The 17,284-nt window shown below is 43.8% G+C and carries 18 protein-coding genes, 1 pseudogene and 1 riboswitch; of the genes and pseudogenes, 14 read left to right on the forward strand and 5 right to left on the reverse strand.

Going from position 1 to position 17,284, the window contains the following annotated elements; translation table 11 throughout:
• The coding region (gene trkA, locus D8792_RS07575; protein ID WP_125373553.1) for a Trk system potassium transporter TrkA at positions 1-692 on the reverse strand (692 nt) is incomplete at its 3' end.
• A gap of 305 nt (positions 693-997) precedes the next feature.
• Between trkA and D8792_RS07580 the strand changes: the two genes are divergently transcribed.
• The 9 genes from D8792_RS07580 to D8792_RS07620 all read left to right on the forward strand — a co-directional run bounded on the left by D8792_RS07580 (position 998) and on the right by D8792_RS07620 (position 8,488).
• Positions 998-1,507, forward strand: a complete 510-nt coding sequence (locus D8792_RS07580; RefSeq protein WP_185758429.1) for a tRNA (cytidine(34)-2'-O)-methyltransferase — start codon at positions 998-1,000, stop codon at positions 1,505-1,507.
• 57 nt (positions 1,508-1,564) lie between these two features.
• Positions 1,565-2,506, forward strand: a complete 942-nt coding sequence (locus tag D8792_RS11445; RefSeq protein ID WP_185758430.1) for an HU family DNA-binding protein — start codon at positions 1,565-1,567, stop codon at positions 2,504-2,506.
• Between the two features lie 85 nt (positions 2,507-2,591).
• Positions 2,592-2,826, forward strand: a riboswitch (FMN riboswitch).
• A gap of 144 nt (positions 2,827-2,970) precedes the next feature.
• Entirely contained in the window at positions 2,971-3,528 is a 558-nt protein-coding gene (locus D8792_RS07590; protein ID WP_048766230.1) for an ECF transporter S component, read from the forward strand.
• On the forward strand, positions 3,518-4,168 hold the full coding sequence (locus D8792_RS07595; RefSeq protein WP_125373555.1) for a phosphatase PAP2 family protein: 651 nt from the start codon (positions 3,518-3,520) through the stop codon (positions 4,166-4,168). The genes D8792_RS07590 and D8792_RS07595 overlap by 11 nt, the downstream gene beginning before the upstream one ends.
• Before the next feature lie 102 nt (positions 4,169-4,270).
• Positions 4,271-4,570 (forward strand): MGMT family protein, encoded by a 300-nt coding sequence (locus D8792_RS07600; RefSeq protein WP_125373556.1) that lies wholly within the window; start codon positions 4,271-4,273, stop codon positions 4,568-4,570.
• A 59-nt stretch (positions 4,571-4,629) separates the two neighbouring features.
• Positions 4,630-5,577 carry a tRNA modification radical SAM protein MnmL/YtqA gene (gene mnmL, locus D8792_RS07605; protein WP_125373557.1) on the forward strand — a complete coding sequence of 316 codons (948 nt, stop codon included), beginning with the start codon at positions 4,630-4,632 and terminating at the stop codon, positions 5,575-5,577.
• Positions 5,571-6,119: a tRNA 5-(aminomethyl)-2-thiouridylate-methyltransferase MnmM gene (mnmM, locus tag D8792_RS07610; protein WP_125373558.1), complete on the forward strand. Its 549-nt coding sequence runs from the start codon at positions 5,571-5,573 to the stop codon at positions 6,117-6,119. Before mnmL ends, mnmM begins: the two co-directional genes overlap by 7 nt.
• Positions 6,120-6,166: 47 nt before the next feature.
• On the forward strand, positions 6,167-6,421 hold the full coding sequence (locus tag D8792_RS07615) for a hypothetical protein (protein WP_125373559.1): 255 nt from the start codon (positions 6,167-6,169) through the stop codon (positions 6,419-6,421).
• Positions 6,422-6,433: 12 nt separating this feature from the next.
• Positions 6,434-8,488: a cation:proton antiporter gene (locus D8792_RS07620; protein WP_125373560.1), complete on the forward strand. Its 2,055-nt coding sequence runs from the start codon at positions 6,434-6,436 to the stop codon at positions 8,486-8,488.
• 179 nt (positions 8,489-8,667) lie between these two features.
• On the opposite strand, the gene D8792_RS07625 is transcribed toward D8792_RS07620, so the two are convergent.
• Positions 8,668-10,941 carry an ATP-dependent Clp protease ATP-binding subunit gene (locus D8792_RS07625; RefSeq protein WP_125373561.1) on the reverse strand — a complete coding sequence of 758 codons (2,274 nt, stop codon included), beginning with the start codon at positions 10,939-10,941 and terminating at the stop codon, positions 8,668-8,670.
• Between the two features lie 241 nt (positions 10,942-11,182).
• Between D8792_RS07625 and D8792_RS07630 the strand changes: the two genes are divergently transcribed.
• The 4 genes from D8792_RS07630 (at position 11,183) to D8792_RS07650 (ending at position 15,130) form a co-directional block, all read left to right on the forward strand.
• A complete protein-coding gene (locus tag D8792_RS07630) occupies positions 11,183-11,413 on the forward strand; it encodes a DUF1797 family protein (protein ID WP_005592360.1) in 231 nt (76 codons plus the stop codon).
• A 139-nt stretch (positions 11,414-11,552) separates the two neighbouring features.
• A complete protein-coding gene (locus tag D8792_RS07635; RefSeq protein WP_125373562.1) occupies positions 11,553-12,407 on the forward strand; it encodes a bifunctional methylenetetrahydrofolate dehydrogenase/methenyltetrahydrofolate cyclohydrolase in 855 nt (284 codons plus the stop codon).
• 277 nt (positions 12,408-12,684) lie between these two features.
• Positions 12,685-13,341, forward strand: coding sequence for a CBS domain-containing protein (locus D8792_RS07640; RefSeq protein WP_048763750.1), 657 nt, complete (start codon positions 12,685-12,687; stop codon positions 13,339-13,341).
• A gap of 247 nt (positions 13,342-13,588) precedes the next feature.
• A complete protein-coding gene (locus D8792_RS07650; RefSeq protein ID WP_125373563.1) occupies positions 13,589-15,130 on the forward strand; it encodes an ABC-F family ATP-binding cassette domain-containing protein in 1,542 nt (513 codons plus the stop codon).
• Positions 15,131-15,250: 120 nt separating this feature from the next.
• Here the strand turns inward: D8792_RS07650 and D8792_RS07655 are convergent, their stop codons facing one another.
• The gene (locus D8792_RS07655) at positions 15,251-15,676 is read right to left on the reverse strand and encodes a MarR family winged helix-turn-helix transcriptional regulator (protein ID WP_125373564.1); all 426 of its coding nucleotides are present in this window, start codon (positions 15,674-15,676) and stop codon (positions 15,251-15,253) included.
• Positions 15,677-15,738: 62 nt separating this feature from the next.
• On the opposite strand from D8792_RS07655, the pseudogene D8792_RS07660 reads away from it, so the two are divergent.
• Positions 15,739-16,173 (forward strand): annotated as a pseudogene (locus tag D8792_RS07660) (GNAT family N-acetyltransferase).
• Positions 16,174-16,230: 57 nt separating this feature from the next.
• On the opposite strand, the gene D8792_RS07665 reads toward D8792_RS07660, so the two are convergent.
• Entirely contained in the window at positions 16,231-16,548 is a 318-nt protein-coding gene (locus D8792_RS07665; protein WP_125373565.1) for a DUF960 domain-containing protein, read from the reverse strand.
• Between the two features lie 187 nt (positions 16,549-16,735).
• Positions 16,736-17,269, reverse strand: coding sequence for a nucleoside tri-diphosphate phosphatase (ntdP, locus tag D8792_RS07670; protein ID WP_005590859.1), 534 nt, complete (start codon positions 17,267-17,269; stop codon positions 16,736-16,738).
• Between the last annotated feature and the right edge of the window lie 15 nt (positions 17,270-17,284).

Below are 17,284 nucleotides of genomic sequence, written 5' to 3' on the forward strand. Positions count from 1 at the left end.
ATAATCATGAGGCTCTTGATGACTCTTGGTCGGATTTTATTGTGGAAGCGGACAATTTCTGAACGATTTCCAGTCAGGAAGATTTTATCAGATGGCTGCAAGATGAAATCACCATCTGGAATGCTGAGTTTTCCTTCTCTCTCAATAGCACAGATGATAACGTGAGGGAAATGCTTCCTAAATTGCGAGAGACTCATTTGGCAGAGATGACTTTCTGGCTTGATTTTAAACTCCATCAAGGTCACTCGACCATTGGCGAAATGCTCCAATGACAGAGCGTTAGGAAAATCAATAATATTCGCAATATAACGAGCAGCGAGGAGTTCAGGGTTGACCATCAGAGAGAAGCCTAGAATATTTTTTTCTTTAAAATAAGCATTTGAGTATTCAGGATTTCTCACACGGACAATGGTTTCTTTGGCCCCCATTTTCTTTGCGAGAACGGCTGAAACCATGTTAACCTCATCCTGCTCAGTCATGGCAATAAAGATATCGCAGTGGGCAACATCTGCCTGCTCCAAGATTTTAAAATTCGCACCATTTCCAACGATGCCCATAATATCGTAACGTTTTGTAATATGATTTAGAACAGCTTCATTTTGTTCAATTAAAACGACATCATGCTTTTCAGCAACGAGCGAGCGACAAAGGGCGGCTCCGACTTTCCCGCTTCCGACGACGATAATTTTCATATTATTCCTCCCGAATATGTATCTATCATACCTTTTTTTATATAAAATTTCATCTATAAATCTCAATAAAGTCGTTTTTTACAGAATAGTAAGCTGTTTCAAAAGAAATCCTACAAAAATCTCACTTTTTGAGGTCATTTTTATTGACTTGTCGGAAGAAAATGATATACTAGGAAGGTACCCTCATTGATTTACATCAAACCTGTTGTGATGTAAGTTAATGATGCCTTAACCACGCTGTTTGCTGAGCTTGACTCCGGGCAGTGTGGCTATTTTTTTATTCTAATGAAAATCAGGAAAAAATCATGTCTCAGCAAAATCATATCGTCCTTTTTGAACCACAAATTCCGCAGAATACAGGCAATATTGCTCGTACTTGTGCAGCGACCAATTCTCCCCTCCATATCATCAAGCCCATGGGCTTTCCCATTGATGACCGTAAGATGAAGCGGGCAGGGCTGGATTATTGGGATAAGCTAGATATTAGCTTCTATGAGAGTCTAGATGACTTTATGAAGCGGATGGACGGACGACTCTATCTGATTTCTAAGTTTGCCGAGAAAGTCTACTCGGAGGAGAATTTTGCAGCAGAAGGGCCGCACTATTTCATATTTGGTCGCGAAGATAAAGGCTTGCCTGAGGAATTTATGCGCCAGCATCCAGAAAAGGCCTTGCGCATTCCCATGAATGACCAGCATGTCCGCAGCTTAAATGTCTCTAATACGGTCTGCATGATTGTCTACGAAGCCTTACGGCAGCAGAACTTTGCAGGACTGGACTTGGTACATGAGTACGAAGCGGATAAGTTGAAATAACCTAGCCTTGCCCCACCAGCTCAGGCTACAGGAAATTAGTCTAGAAAGTGAGTTTATATGAAATGGATCAAACATAAGTGGGTCATCAGTACCCTCCTTCTAATCAGTATCTTTTCTGCAGTGCTCCTATACAACCATCTCACTGCTCAGAAGGACGAAGTCAAGTATGATGATTTTTCAACAAAAGTAGATAAGATTTTACTATTTGGAGATAAGCAACAGTATGTGGTTGGCCTGGACAAAGAAGGTCGCGAAAGTGGCGCAAGGCCTACTCAAAACTATCTGGTATCTCAAGAGCGTAGGGCGCAGGAACGTCTTGCCAATAATAGGCATCAGCTAGAGGGAGATTATTGGTATCTGATTCTACATGACTTGCGTACGAAGGATTTTAAGGAACGGAAGATTGATCTCTATAAGGAACTATATAGATATGATTATCAGCTCCAACCATGGGGGTGGGATCCTGTCTACTATAATGGGAAAGATTACGTAGCTGTGCAAGTCACTCATAAAGATGCCCCAAATACCCAAAATGGTCGTAGTCGTTACCTTTTTTGGGATATAGAGGCAGAGAAGTTTCAGGAAGCTCCACAAGGTTTTGATGCCAAGACTTATATGGAGGAGATGGGAATGGGTTTTATGTATACTAATTTAAATGATGCTATGAAACCCTATCATTCGGCTATAATATCTTGGACACTCTCATTTTCTGGATTTGATACTAAAGAAAAATTTCCTAAGACATCTAATTTGTATCAGGAATGTTCAGATATGCTCGAGTTAGTGCAAGAAGAAAAAATTTCTATGGTATATTTGCGAAAGGGCCAAAACACAAAGGAGTCTGTCTTTGAGGATTTTCGTCATTTGTTTGCACCAATCGGTCAGGATAAAATAGATGTTGTAGCTACCAATCCTAAAACGGGGGAACAAACCCCCATCAACTCATATAAAGATATGGAAGCTTGGTGGGATCGTTATTTAGAAGAAAATAAAGACTGAGTAAACATGAAATGGCATCTGTTGAATTATTTTTGATTACATCAATCAAAAAGCTTGCTCTGGCAGGCTTTTTTTGTTATGATAAGAGTGTCTTCAGGGCAGGGTGTGATTCCCGACCGGCGGTAAATTTGACGCGGAAATAATCTTTTTCTTTTATACTTTGTTGACAAGCTTTGCCTAACTCTAGTTATGCCTTCAGCTTGTCGCCTCGTCTAAAAGAAAAATCTTTATTTCCTCAATGTTGACTCAAGTCCGCGAGCGAAAGCTGATGTGGTGCGATTCCACAACCGACAGTATAGTCTGGATGGGAGAAGACGAAAGGCGTTATTGCCTGGCCGGTTGGTCGTTTTAATTTTATTTTAAGGGGTATTTTATATACTCTTATAAATTCTGAAAGGATTTTTCGGGCCTTGTGTTAACAGCCTTCCAGCTTCTCTAATTTTTATAAATTGGAGGAACCTGTTATGACAAATACGCGCAAAATGGCGATAGTAGCGGCTCTATCTGCACTATCTTTTCTGCTCATGTTCTATCAAATCCCTTTGGTAGCCGAGTTTCTAAAATTGGATTTTTCGATTATTCCGATTTTATTAGCCTTGGTTCTCTTGGATTTTAAGAGTTCTGTAGCAGTTTTGCTCATCCGCTCTGTTTTAAAATTGTCCTTAAATGGTCATGGAGTGGAAACCTTGATCGGTTTGCCGATCAATATTGTGGCGATTCTGGTCTATGTCATCTTCTTTGCTCTTTTCTGGGAAAAGAAGAGAGATTTGATGAGCTATCTGCTTGCATCATTCCTAGGAATTCTTTCCTTGACTGCAAGTATGCTGGCGCTGAATGCTTTTTATGCCATTCCGCTTTATGCTCGTTTTGCAAACTTTGATATCGGTCAGATCATTGGTGTAAGTAAGTATCTGCTGACCATGATTGTTCCCTTTAACCTATTAGAAGGAGTAATCTGGGCGGTGGCTTTCTGGCTGATTTACACGCTTTTGACGCCCGTTCTAAAACGCTATGAAAAATAAACAATCTTATCTAACAAAGGGCTCTTTTGCCCTTTTACTTTTCGTCATATTAGGCTACATGGTCAAGTTTTATCCAGAGCAGCTAGTTGGCTTTGATAGCCCGATTCAAACTTGGCTGCGGGGAGACTTGCCTGCAGCTTTGACGACATTTTTCAAACTAGTGACCAGTGTGATTGATCCGATGGGGATTATCATCTGGGTTTCTGCCCTTGTCCTATTTTTCCTTTATAAAAAATGGAAGATAGAAGCAGCCTTACTAGCTGGAAATCTGGTCTTACATGGGATTTTGATTAAGCTGATTAAACTGCTTTACCAAAGAAGCCGGCCCAGTATTTCGCATTTGGTGGAAGAGGGAGGCTATTCTTTCCCAAGTGGGCATGCCATGGCGACAGCCATTGTTGTTGGCACCTTGATTATCATTGTCCAGCAACGGATGCAGAATCAACAAATCAAGCGTCTGGTACAGGGTTTGCTCTTGCTCTTTATCTTTACCATTATGGCATCCAGAGTCTATCTGGGCGTGCACTACCCGACGGATGTAATCGGAGGAGCCTTGATGGGCTTTGCCATTCTCAATATCGAATTTCCCTTTTATGACAAGCTGCGCTTTCAGTGGCGCTTCAAGGGAAAGCAGAAATAAATAGAGATGAGAAAGGTTGGCTTTGCCAGCCTTTTTGTCTTGACAAAGGAGGAGTCTTCTTTTAAGATAAAAGCAAGTGAGGTCAGGAGGTGATTGTCCGTTTTGAATCCAGAAATCATCAAGTCGGTTTTAGCTCTTGTGGATGAGATTCCTGCTGGGCGCGTGGCGACCTATGGTCAGATTGCCCGTTTGATTGGGCGCCCTAAAAACGCCCGCTTGGTGGGGAAGATTCTTAGTCAGTCGGAACTTTATGGCGGCAAGCATCCTTGCCATCGGGTAGTCAATGCGGCAGGGCGTCTCGCACCAGGCTGGGAAGACCAAGCACACTTGCTCTGGGCGGAAGGAGTGGACTTGAAGGCCAATGGCTTTGTGGACCTCAAGCATTATCAATGGGAGGCATGATTTTCTTCTTTCTTAGTGAAGGGGGAAATTTTTGTTTCTATACTCTTTTTTGTGGTAGAATGGAAGGTATGAAATCTTACAATTCTTTGAATGATTATTATCGAAAACTTTTTGGAGAAAAGACTTTTAAGGTGCCCATTGATGCGGGCTTTGACTGTCCCAATCGGGATGGTACGGTGGCGCATGGAGGCTGCACCTTCTGTACCGTTTCGGGTTCTGGTGATGCCATTGTGGCACCAGATGCGCCCATTCGCGAGCAGTTCTATAAGGAAATTGACTTTATGCACCGCAAGTGGCCAGATGTTCGCAAGTATCTGGTCTATTTCCAGAACTTCACCAATACCCATGAGAAGCTTGAGGTGATCCGTGAGCGCTATGAGCAAGCCATCAACGAGCCGGGTGTCGTTGGACTTAATATCGGAACTCGGCCCGACTGTTTGCCCGACGAGACCATTGCCTACTTGGCTGACCTGTCTGAGCGTATGCATGTGACCGTGGAACTGGGCCTTCAGACCACCTATGAGGAGACCTCAGACCTCATCAATCGTGCTCATTCTTATGAGCTTTATGTGGAGACGGTCCAGCGAATTCGTAAGCTGGCACCTAAAGCGGAGATTGTCTCTCACTTGATCAATGGCCTGCCGGGAGAGACCCATGAGATGATGCTAGAGAATGTCCGCCGCTGTGTGACGGACAATGACATTCAAGGGATTAAGCTTCACCTGCTTCACTTGATGACCAATACCCGTATGCAGCGGGATTATCACGAAGGGCGACTACAGCTGCTCAGTCAGGAGGAGTATGTCTCCATCATCTGCGACCAGCTGGAGATTATCCCTGAGCATATCGTCATCCACCGCATCACAGGCGATGCCCCGCGAGATATGTTGATTGGTCCCATGTGGAGCCTCAATAAATGGGAAGTTCTTAATGCCATTGAGGCAGAAATGCGTCGTCGTGGCAGCAAGCAAGGTTGTAAAGCAAAGGAGCAGAGATTCGTATGTTAAGACCATTGCAGATGGCCCATGCCTTTTTGGCAGAAGTCGTGACCAAGGAAGATACCGTGGTGGACGCCACTATGGGCAATGGGCATGACACGCTTTTTCTGGCTAAGTTGGCCAAGCAAGTCTACGCTTTTGACATTCAGGAGCAGGCTGTGGAAAAGACCCGCCAGCGCTTGGCAGAAGCTGGCTTTGACAATGCCCAGCTAATCTTGGCTGGCCATGAGACTCTAGACCAATACACAGACTATTTCAAGGCTGCTATTTTTAATCTTGGCTACTTGCCTTCGGCGGACAAGTCTGTCATTACAAGACCCGATACGACGCTGGAGGCTTTGGAAAAGGTCTGCCAAGGTTTAGTAAAAGGCGGCCGTGCAGCTATCATGATTTACTATGGGCATGAAGGTGGCGAAATTGAAAAAGATGCGGTGCTAGACTTTGTCAGTCAGCTGCCTCAGCAGGACTTCACTGTCGCCCTCTACAAGACCATCAATCAGATTAACAATCCGCCTTTCTTGGTCATGATTGAGAAATTAAAAGGAAAATAAGGATTCCAAGATTGCTAAAAACTTTCTAAGGAATCATTTGGAGAAAAATGGATAAACAATATTTGCATGAAAAATTGGCTGGCTTACGAAACAAATACGTCGAGTCTGCTAATGAAGAAACGAATGCTGGCTTTTTGGACGAGGCCAAAATGAATAAAAAAATGCTGCGAATCAAGAAAAAATTGGTGAATCTAGAGATGGAGCGCTGTCAAAAGATAATTGAGCACCGCGACCTATCCAAAATTGATCAAAAGATTTCAGCGCAAAAAGAATTGTTTAAAGAGTGCTGCCAGCAGAGATAAAGGAGGTTCAAAGTGGAAATCCTTCTCTACACGATTGTTTTTTTGCTCTTATTGGTTGTATCGAATGTAACCAATCGCTTGCTGCCCCAGCTTCCTTTACCTCTAGTGCAAATTGTGCTGGGAATTTCGCTTGGTTTTCTCCTTCCTCAGGGGAAATTTCATTTAGATACAGAGCTATTTTTGGCCTTGGTAATCGGACCCTTGCTCTTTCGGGAGGCTGAGGAAAGCAATATTACCAGTATTCTCAAGCATTGGAGAATAGTTTTATATTTGATTTTTCCAGTTATCTTTATTTCAACGGTTGGCCTGGGCTATCTGGCCCATCTTCTCTGGGCTGCTTTGCCCTTGGCGGCCTGTGTTGCCGTAGGAGCCGCTTTGGGTCCGACAGACTTGGTTGCCTTTGCTTCCCTATCAGAGCGCTTTTCCTTCCCCAAGCGGGTGGAAAATATCCTAAAAGGAGAGGGCTTGCTTAACGATGCGTCTGGTCTAGTTGCTTTTCGTGTGGCTCTTTTGGCCTGGACTACAGGAAGTTTTTCCCTAGGAAAAGCTAGTATATCCTTAGTTCTTTCCATTATTGGAGGATTTGCTGTTGGGATGGCCAGCGCAGCTCTTAATCGCTGGTTGCATAAACTGCTGATGAGTGCCCAAGTATCAGATATTGCTAGTGAGCTCTTGTTGGAGCTGAGCTTACCCTTGGTTACCTTCTTTTTAGCAGAGGAGATTCATGTCTCAGGGATTATCGCAGTAGTCGTTGCAGGTATCTTTAAGGCTAGCCGCTTCAAGCGGATAACGCTTCTGGAAGCCCAGGTGGATTCGGTTACGGAAACCATCTGGAATACAGTGAACTTCATGCTCAATGGTTCTGTTTTTATCATCTTAGGAATAGAGCTGGAGATGATTGCAGAGCCAATTTTAAAGAGCCCGATTTACGATAATCTCTTGCTACTCGTGAGCATTGTTCTTTTGACTTTCCTGCTCTTTACTCTTCGGTTTATCATGTTGTTCACTTTTTACTTCATTCGAATCAGAAGATTGCACAAGAATGTTGGAAACTACCTGAAGGAAATGCTGCTGCTGACCTTTTCAGGTGTCAAAGGAACCGTCTCCATTGCGACTATTCTTTTGATTCCGAGTCAATTGGAGCAAGATCATCCTTTGTTGCTTTTCTTGGTTGCAGGTGTCACCTTTCTGAGCTTTCTGACAGGTTTACTCACTCTTCCTCATCTGTCTGAGGAAAGAGAAGAGGAAGCTGAGCACCTCATGCACATTGCTATTTTAAATGAAGTGGTGAGTGAGCTGGAAGCAGGCCTCAAGCAAACCAAGGCTAAGGCACCTCTCTATGCGGCTATTGACAATTACCATGGTCGTATCGAAAACCTAATCCTTGAACAGGAAGACAAGGCCACTCAGCGAGACTTGGCGGCTCTGAAATTATTGATTTTGAGTATCGAAAATGATGGCTTGGAGCAGGCTTTTGAGGAAGGAAAAATCAGCGACCGTAGCTATCACCTTTATCAGCGTTACCTACATAATATCGAGCAGGGCATCAATCGAAACTTAGTTTCTCGTTTTACCTATATGTTTCTCGTTACGCTGCGCGTATTGCGCATGTTGCTCCATGAAATCGTCACTCTTGGTGCCAGATGGCGCTCTTGGAGGCAGGGTGGAGCTAAGCATCTAACTGCTGAGGATATGGAGGATATAGCAGAGCTTTACCTGTCCAATACCGAAGTCATTATCGAAAGTTTGGAACACCTAAAAGGAATCTACAAGCCCTCGCTGATTACATTCTTGCAGGAATCTCGACTAAGGGAAACGGAGATTATCGGCAGCGGTGCCTTCATCGAGCGGGTTATTACACGTATCAAACCTAATAACATCTCAGAAATGATGTGGGGCTACTATCTGGAGAGAAAAATCATCTTCGAATACGAGAAAAATAAATTGATCTCAAGCAGCTATGCCAAACGCCTGCGCCAAAATGTCAATAATTTAGAAAATTACTCACTGAAAGAAAGAGCTAATACCCTGCCCTACGACATGGTTAATTACGCTAGAGGACACTAAAAGCTAAGTCTATCCAGTGAGCTCCATAGGAGATGGTAAGGAATGCTTGGCTAGCTTGTTTTCTATATTTGCTGGTGAAGCGTCTTCTAAAAAATAAAATAAGAAGAGAACGGCATGCTTTGTCCGTTCTCTTCTTGCTTTATTTTTAAAAGTTTATCAAAATGCAGAGCCAAAGTCAGTTAGTTTTGACTTTCATCGAGCTTGTTTTTTTCTGCCTCTGATTTTTTGGCTGACTTGATGAGAATTTTGCCATTGCTAGTCATGATAGCTTTGAGATCTTTTTCGCTTGGATTTTCCAGATAGAAGTCAGTAATAGCATCTTCGATATGATCCTGGATGGTGCGGCGCAGTGGGCGAGCACCCATTTTCGGATCGTAGCCCAAATCGACCAATTTTTCCTTGACCTTCTCTGTGACATCCAGATGAATGTCGTTGGTTGCCAAGCGCTGGTTGACATCATCCAGCATGAGGTTGACGATTTGCATGAGGTTGTCCTTGCTGAGTGGCTTAAATTCGATAATGCCGTCAAAGCGGTTCATGAACTCAGGACTGAAGAAGTTGCCCAGCTCACCTAAGACGGAGTTGGTGCGGCCTTCACGAGCTGCTCCAAAGCCAACGCTGGCTTCAGCTTTGCCCGTTCCGGCATTGGATGTCATGATGATAATGGTGTCCTTGAAGCTGACAGTCCGGCCTTGACCATCGGTCAGGCGGCCATCATCCAGAACCTGCAGGAACATGTGCATAACATCAGGATGGGCTTTTTCTACCTCATCCAGCAGAATGAGTGAGTAGGGATTGCGGCGGACGCGCTCAGTCAATTGACCAGCTTCATCATAGCCGACATAGCCTGGAGGGGCACCGACCAGTTTAGCCACGCTGTGTTTCTCCATGTATTCACTCATATCAAAGCGAATCATGCTATCGACAGAGCCAAATAGCTCAATGGCTAGTTGCTTAGACAGCTCAGTCTTACCGACACCAGTAGGTCCGACAAAGAGGAAGCTGCCGATTGGGCGATTAGGACTTCCTAGTCCGACCCGATTGCGGCGGATGGCCTTGGCAATCTTCTCCACAGCATCGTCTTGACCGATGACGTGAGCTTTTAAGTCGCTGGCGAGATTGACCAGTTGAGACTGTTCTTTTTCCTTCAGGTCGCCGACAGGGATATTGGTCTTTTGTTCCACGATATGCTCGATTGTTTTCTCGCTGATAATGGGGATATCGTTATCCAGCACGCTCGTCTTTTGGAGTTCCTTGTATTTAGCAATCTGATCACGGAAGTAAGCCGCTTTTTCAAAGTCTTCGTCGCGAGTAGCCTGAGCCTTGAGATTTTCTGCCTCAATCAGACGTTGGTCAATGACTTTAGGATCAACAAAGTTGAGGGTCAGATTCATCTTAGAGCCAGCCTCGTCCAAGAGGTCAATAGCCTTGTCTGGCAGGAAGCGGTCTTGGATGTAGCGGTTGGAGAGAAGTGCCGCTGCTTCAATGGCCGCATCTGTGTACTTGACGTGATGGTAGTCTTCGTATTTCTTTTGAATGCCCTTGAGGATAGTAATCGTTTCCTCTACTGTCGGCTCGTCCACCTTAACGGGCTGCATGCGGCGCTCCAGGGCTGCATCCTTCTCGATGATACGGTATTCATTGAGGGTAGTAGCTCCAACCATTTGGAGTTCTCCGCGAGCCAGAGCTGGTTTGAGGATGTTCCCAGCGTCCATATTGCCATCGCCAGCAGACCCCGCTCCGACAATTTCATGGATCTCATCAATAAAGAGAATGACATCTTGACGAGAACGAATCTCGTCCATGAGCTTCTGCATCCGCTCTTCAAATTGACCACGGATACCAGTTCCTTGTACTAAGCTGACAACGTCTAGGCGGATAACTTCCTTGCCTTGGAGTTTATGAGGTACATCACCATCAACAATCTTCTGGGCCAAGCCTTCCACCACGGCTGTTTTTCCGACTCCTGGCTCTCCTATGAGAACAGGATTGTTCTTGGTGCGGCGGTTGAGGATTTCGATAACACGAGTAATCTCTTCGTCCCGACCGATGACAGGGTCAATTTCTCCTTTACGGGCGATCTCAGTCACATTGATACCAAACTCTTCTAGGAGACCTTTTGGCTTTTGCGGAGCCTGTTGGCGTGCTCCGCCTCCATGATTGGAATTGCCACCATAGCCACCGCCACCGTAGCCTCCTCCAGATTGAGTTGGCGGGATATTTGGATTTGGTTCTTGGGGTTGTTGAAAATTACCAAGACTGTTAAAGAAATCGTCAATAGGATCAATTCCTTGGTTGTTAGCCTGAGTCAGTCCTCGAAAAAGGCTATTATTAGGGTCTGTCTTCATGATTTGATAGCAGTTTTGACAAAGGTCAATCTGCTGCTTATTTCCGTTTACATTTGTATAGAGATGGATGGTTGATTCATTGATTTTACAATTTTGACAAAGCATATTCTACCTCTTTCTTTGGCCGTAGATCCACCTATTTTTAAATGGTCAAAAATAGTCAAAGTATTATAGTTTCATTATATCAGTATTCTTGAACAATGCAAGAATTTACTACAAAATCCTCCCTGAGACTGATTTTTTGAGAAATTATAGCGCGAAAAAGAGAAAAAAATGGTCTTTTACTGGTATTTCAGTTTCTTTTTATGGTAAAATAGGAGAGAAGCAAGTAAATAGGAGAAATAAAATGGAATCACATTTAGTTAGAATCATCAATCGTTTGGAAGCTATGGCCAAAGATGGTGGAAATTTAAAACGTAATTTTGAACGTGAAGGAGTAGTTGTTGCCGAAGTGGCGTACAGCTACGACGAAGAAAACGGACCAATTTTTACTCTGCGTGATGTGGCAGCGCGTGAGACTTATACTTTCGATAGTATTGACTTGATTGCCATGGAAATTTATGAATTATTATACTAAAAAGCAGACTTCTGCTTTTTTATTTTGCTCGTCAAGCTCGGTCTTTAATCTTATAACTTTATATAAGAAAAATGTATAAGTGGGACAGAAGTATTTCTGATATAATGAATAAATATAGTGAAAAAGAAATGAGAAAAGAATGGCAAACATTATTGACGGGAAAGCTTTAGCAGAAAAGCTTCAAGCGAAACTTGCAGAAAAAACAGCAAAGTTAAAAACAGAGACAGGTCAGGAACCTGGTTTAGTGGTGATTATGGTGGGCGACAATCCAGCCAGTCAGGTTTATGTGAGAAATAAAGAACGATCCGCTCTAGCCGCTGGCTTCCGCAGTGAAGTTGTGCGTCTGCCTGAGTCAACTAGTCAGGAAGAATTGCTGACTTTGATTGCTAAATATAATCAGGATCCAGCTTGGCACGGAATCTTAGTTCAGCTTCCTTTGCCAGCCCACATTGACGATGAAGCGGTTCTACTAGCTATTGATCCAGAGAAGGATGTAGATGGCTTTCATCCGACCAATATGGGGCGACTTTGGTCAGGACATCCCTTGATGATCCCTTCTACACCAGCAGGAATCATGGAAATGTTCCGCGAATATAAGGTAGACTTGGAAGGCAAGAATGCGGTGGTGATTGGTCGTAGCAATATTGTCGGTAAACCCATGGCTCAGCTTCTGTTGTCTAAAAATGCGACCGTTACTTTGACGCACTCGAGGACCCATCATTTAGCAAAAATTGCAAAGAAAGCTGATATTTTAGTGGTGGCTATCGGACGGGGACACTTTGTAACCAAGGACTTTGTCAAGGAGGGAGCTGTCGTTATTGATGTCGGCATGAACCGGGATGAAAATGGCAAGTTGATTGGCGATGTCAAATTTGACGAAGTGGCAGAAGTGGCTAGTCTCATTACTCCAGTTCCAAAGGGAGTCGGACCGATGACGATTACCATGCTGATGGAGCAGACCTATCAAGCCTTTGTCAGAAGTTTGGAGAAATAATAGAAAAATAGCATTTGGCTGATCAATTTTCTCTTTCAATCGTTTTTGGTAATCTTGTCGCTAGTGGTATTAGACAAGAAACTATAGAGGTAGGCTAAAGCGAGGCTGGATCAAACGTTCCTCCTCGTTTTCTCATAGGAGAATCTAGCTTTTTTATAGGTAGCCTGCCTGATTTTTCTAAATTTTGAAAACATAAGAGAAAACCGTGAAAGCGTTTGAAATTAGTTGGAAAATACAGTATAATAAGATTAGAAAAAGAAACTAGAGGAGGCTTCTCATGGCAGTAAAAGATTTTATGACACGCAAGGTTGTATACATTAGTCCAGACACAACGATTGCGCATGCGGCAGATATTATGCGCGACCAAAAATTGCACCGCTTGCCCGTGATTGAAAATGATAAGCTGGTGGGTCTTGTGACAGAAGGAACAATCGCGGAAGCAAGTCCATCAAAGGCAACGAGCCTATCAATTTATGAAATGAACTATCTTCTAAATAAAACCAAGGTAAAAGATGTGATGATTCACGATGTTGTTACTATTTCCCAGTATGCTAGTCTGGAAGATGCGACTTATTTGATGCTGAAAAATAAAATTGGAATTTTACCGGTTGTGGACAATGAGCAGGTCTATGGAATCATTACGGATCGCGATATTTTCAAGGCTTTTCTAGAAGTGTCTGGTTATGGCGAAAAGGGCGTTCGGATGCGCTTTGTCACAGAAGACGAGGTTGGTGTCCTATCGCATATTATCGCCTTGCTTGTCGAAGAAAACCTCAATATTTCAAACACAGTCAATATTCCTCGTAAGGACGGTAAAGTGGTCATTGAGGTACAAATTGACGGAGATATTGACTTAGTTTCCTTGAAGTCCAAGTTTGAAGCACACAATATAAAAGTAGAAGATATTACCCGCACCAGCGCAAAAGTTTTATAAAGTGAGAGTGGGACAGAAATCGGTAATTTGTTAGAATTCGATTTCGTCGTCCCACCTCCGCACAGTTGAGTAGGGCTGTAAAAGCTGATGAAATCAGCGTAGTAGAGCCCACTCAACCACTGCGTCTTGCTCGACAATCCAAAGACAATTGAGAGGCTAGGACTTTTGTCCCAGCCTCATTTTCTTGCCAATTGGCTTCCTAAGATGGTATAATCAAGGAACTGCAATCAATGATAGAGGAGAAAAGATGAGTATTTTAGAAGTAAAAAATCTCAGCCACGGTTTTGGAGACCGGGCTATTTTTGAGGATGTATCCTTCCGCCTGCTCAAGGGGGAGCATATCGGTCTAGTCGGCGCCAATGGTGAGGGAAAGTCAACCTTTATGAGTATTGTGACGGGTAAAATGCTGCCGGATGAGGGTAAGGTCGAGTGGTCCAAGTATGTGACGGCTGGCTATCTGGACCAGCATGCTGTATTGGAGCAGGGCCAAACTGTCCGCGATGTGCTGCGGACAGCCTTTGACGAGCTGTTCAAGACTGAGGCCCGCATCAATGAAATCTATATGAGCATGGCTGAGGATGGAGCGGATGTGGATGCCCTGATGGAAGAAGTGGGCGAGCTGCAGGACCGCTTGGAGAGCCGGGATTTCTATACGCTGGATGCCAAGATTGACGAAGTTGCACGAGCACTAGGTGTCATGGACTACGGTATGGAGAGTGATGTGACAGAGCTATCTGGTGGGCAGCGGACCAAGGTTCTCTTGGCCAAATTGCTTCTGGAAAAACCAGATATCCTGCTCTTGGACGAGCCAACCAACTATTTGGATGCGGAGCACATTGACTGGCTCAAGCGTTACCTTCAGAACTATGAAAATGCCTTTGTCCTGATCTCGCATGATATTCCTTTCTTGAACGATGTGATCAATATCGTCTACCATGTGGAAAATCAGCAGTTGACCCGCTATTCTGGGGATTATTACCAATTCTTAGAAGTCTATGAGATGAAAAAATCTCAGCTGGAAGCAGCCTACGAGCGCCAGCAGAAGGAAATTGCAGACCTCAAGGATTTTGTGGCCCGCAACAAAGCCCGTGTGGCGACCCGTAATATGGCCATGTCTCGCCAAAAGAAACTCGATAAGATGGACATTATTGAGCTGCAGAGTGAGAAACCAAAACCATCCTTCGACTTCAAGCCTGCCCGTACACCTGGTCGCTTTATCTTCCAAGCCAAGGACTTGCAGATTGGTTACGACCGTCCACTGACTCAGCCTCTTAATCTGACCTTTGAGCGCAATCAGAAGGTGGCCATCATCGGGGCAAATGGGATTGGGAAAACGACCCTGCTCAAGAGTTTGCTGGGGATTATCCCACCAATCGCTGGGGAAGTCGAGCGCGGAGACTATTTAGAACTGGGCTATTTCGAGCAGGAAGTCGAAGGCGGCAATCGTCAGACACCGCTTGAAGCAGTTTGGAATGCCTTTCCGGCCCTTAACCAAGCAGAAGTTCGGGCAGCTCTAGCTAGATGTGGTTTGACTTCCAAGCATATCGAGAGCCAGATTCAGGTTCTTTCAGGTGGGGAGCAGGCCAAGGTCCGCCTTTGTCTCCTCATGAACCGAGAAAATAATGTTCTGGTGCTGGACGAGCCGACTAACCACTTGGATGTCGATGCCAAGGAGGAGCTCAAGCGCGCTCTGAAAGAATACAAGGGCAGCATTCTCATGGTCTGCCACGAGCCTGATTTCTATGAAGGCTGGATGGATCAGATCTGGGATTTCAATCAACTAACTTAAAAAGCTATTAAGGCGGTTTTGCTTGCAGAGACGAGGAGGATTCACTTAGTCATTTGCAAGCAGCCGTTTTTAATAGCTTTAGTTTTAATGTATAATAGTTGTAAATGCAACTATGTTGTATTATACTTCTTCTTGTTGGGAGTTCTGAATTTTCTGTAAGATATGATCCAGCTGAAAGAGTTCAGATGAAGTCAGTTGACGCAGACTGGTCTGGATGTATCTATCCTCGTAGCCAATCAGCTTGTCATATACTTTTAGTGCAGGAGTCAGTGGATAGAGCTCCTTGAATTTCTTATTCTCTTGCTTGGTCTTTTTGACAATCAAGCCTCGTTCTTCCAGCTTTCTTAAAGAGCGGCTTAGAGTAGTCTTATCAATCTGAACCAGCTCTGCCAGCCGAGATTGATGGATGGCGGGATGTTCGACAATGCGAGTAAGAATGAGAAAGAGATTATTATCAAGCCCGTATTGGCTAGCTTCTTGATTCATTCTCATCATGGCTTGACGGGAGATAAATCCCATTTGACGAAATAACTGACGGTAATCCATAAGAACTCCTTTGATAGTTGTATTTACAATGATTATATAATAAAGCAAGGACGGAAACAAGTATGTGGTATAAAAAATATTTGCCAGAGTTGGACACACTGGAGTTTTACAAGATTTTAAAACTGCGGATCGATAGATTTTTCGTCGAGCCAGAGCGAATCTATCATGAATTGGATGAGAAAGATCTAACTGCTGTACACCTTTTCCATGTAAATGAGCAAGAGGAAATAGATGCTTATGCCCTCGTGTTTGAGGAAGAAGAAAAAGTCTTTTTTTGCCGCCTTGTGACAGCTCCGTCAGCCAGAGAAAAGGGCTTGGGGCATAGATTAGTAGAGGAAATATTGATTCTTTGTGAGAAAAAATGACCGGGGAAAATGATTGAAATTGAAGCTCAGGAGCAAGTCGTGGGGCTTTATGAAAAATTCGGTTTTGTAACACAGGGAGCCCCTTTTATCTTTGAATCAAGGCCCCATATCAAAATGATTTACAACAAATGAAAAAATCCAGTTGATGAACCGCTCTTAGTGACGGTGTTTCAACTGGATTTTGCTTTCTTAAAACATGGAGTATTCATCGGCTAACATGACTGTTTCTCTGCCGTCATTGTCCACAACGTAGATCATGCGAGGGTAGAATGGGTCAAACTTATAGGTGAAATCAAAGGAGATGAGTGTATCGAGATGGTCCTCAGAGAAGCGAAAAGTCAGCTTCCCTTCGTTATTGATCAATTCGAAGCGAATCAGATTATTCAAAGGGAAGACATCTTTAAGGAAGTTGTCGATGATGTACCAGAAAGTGTCAATCACATCATCTGGAAGGCTAGTGATAGCGCCAAAGCTGGCATAGCGACCACGAGTATTGGTAAAAGCCATGAGACTCACTCCTTTCTGGAAATTTTGCTGTGGAGGACCAGAAATTGGTCCTCTAGTGCTTTACTAGCAGCATTGATGGTTCTATCATACAAGAAATAAGTAGGAATTGCAAGAAATTGCTTCCTTGCTAGACAAAGGATTTTTGAAAAAGAAAGCAAGAAAAAAGAGCTTGCGCTCTTTGACAACTTTATCGATTCTTTAGTTCAACATAACGTTTGTACCAAATTTTCACATAAGCATCGGAGAAGGGACCGCGTTCGTTGTTGATCCAGTCAACCAGAATCTTAACGTTTTCCTTGAGAATGAAATCCAAATCATCCGAATAGTTCATTTGCCTTTTATGACGTTCATATTCTTCCACATCAAGCAGCCGTTTTTCTCCGTCTGTGAAGACCTTGACATCTAAATCATAGTCGATGTACTTGAGGGCTTCGTTGTCCAGATAGTAGGGGCTGGCCAGGTTGCAGTAGTATGAAGTGCCATTGTCACGAATCATGGCAATGATATTAAACCAATATTTCTTATGAAAATAGACAATGGCAGGCTCTCGTGTTACCCAGCGCCGGCCATCACTTTCTGTTACCAGTGTGTGGTCATTAACGCCAATAATGGCATTTTCTGTTGTCTTTAGTACCATGGTATCTCGCCAAGTGCGGTGGAGATTCCCATCATGCTTATAACTTTGAATTGTAATAAAGTCGCCTTCTTTGGGAAGTTTCATAACCTACCAACTTTC

The organism is Streptococcus cristatus (assembly GCF_003943505.1).
In the GTDB taxonomy this organism is placed as follows: domain Bacteria; phylum Bacillota; class Bacilli; order Lactobacillales; family Streptococcaceae; genus Streptococcus; species Streptococcus cristatus_E.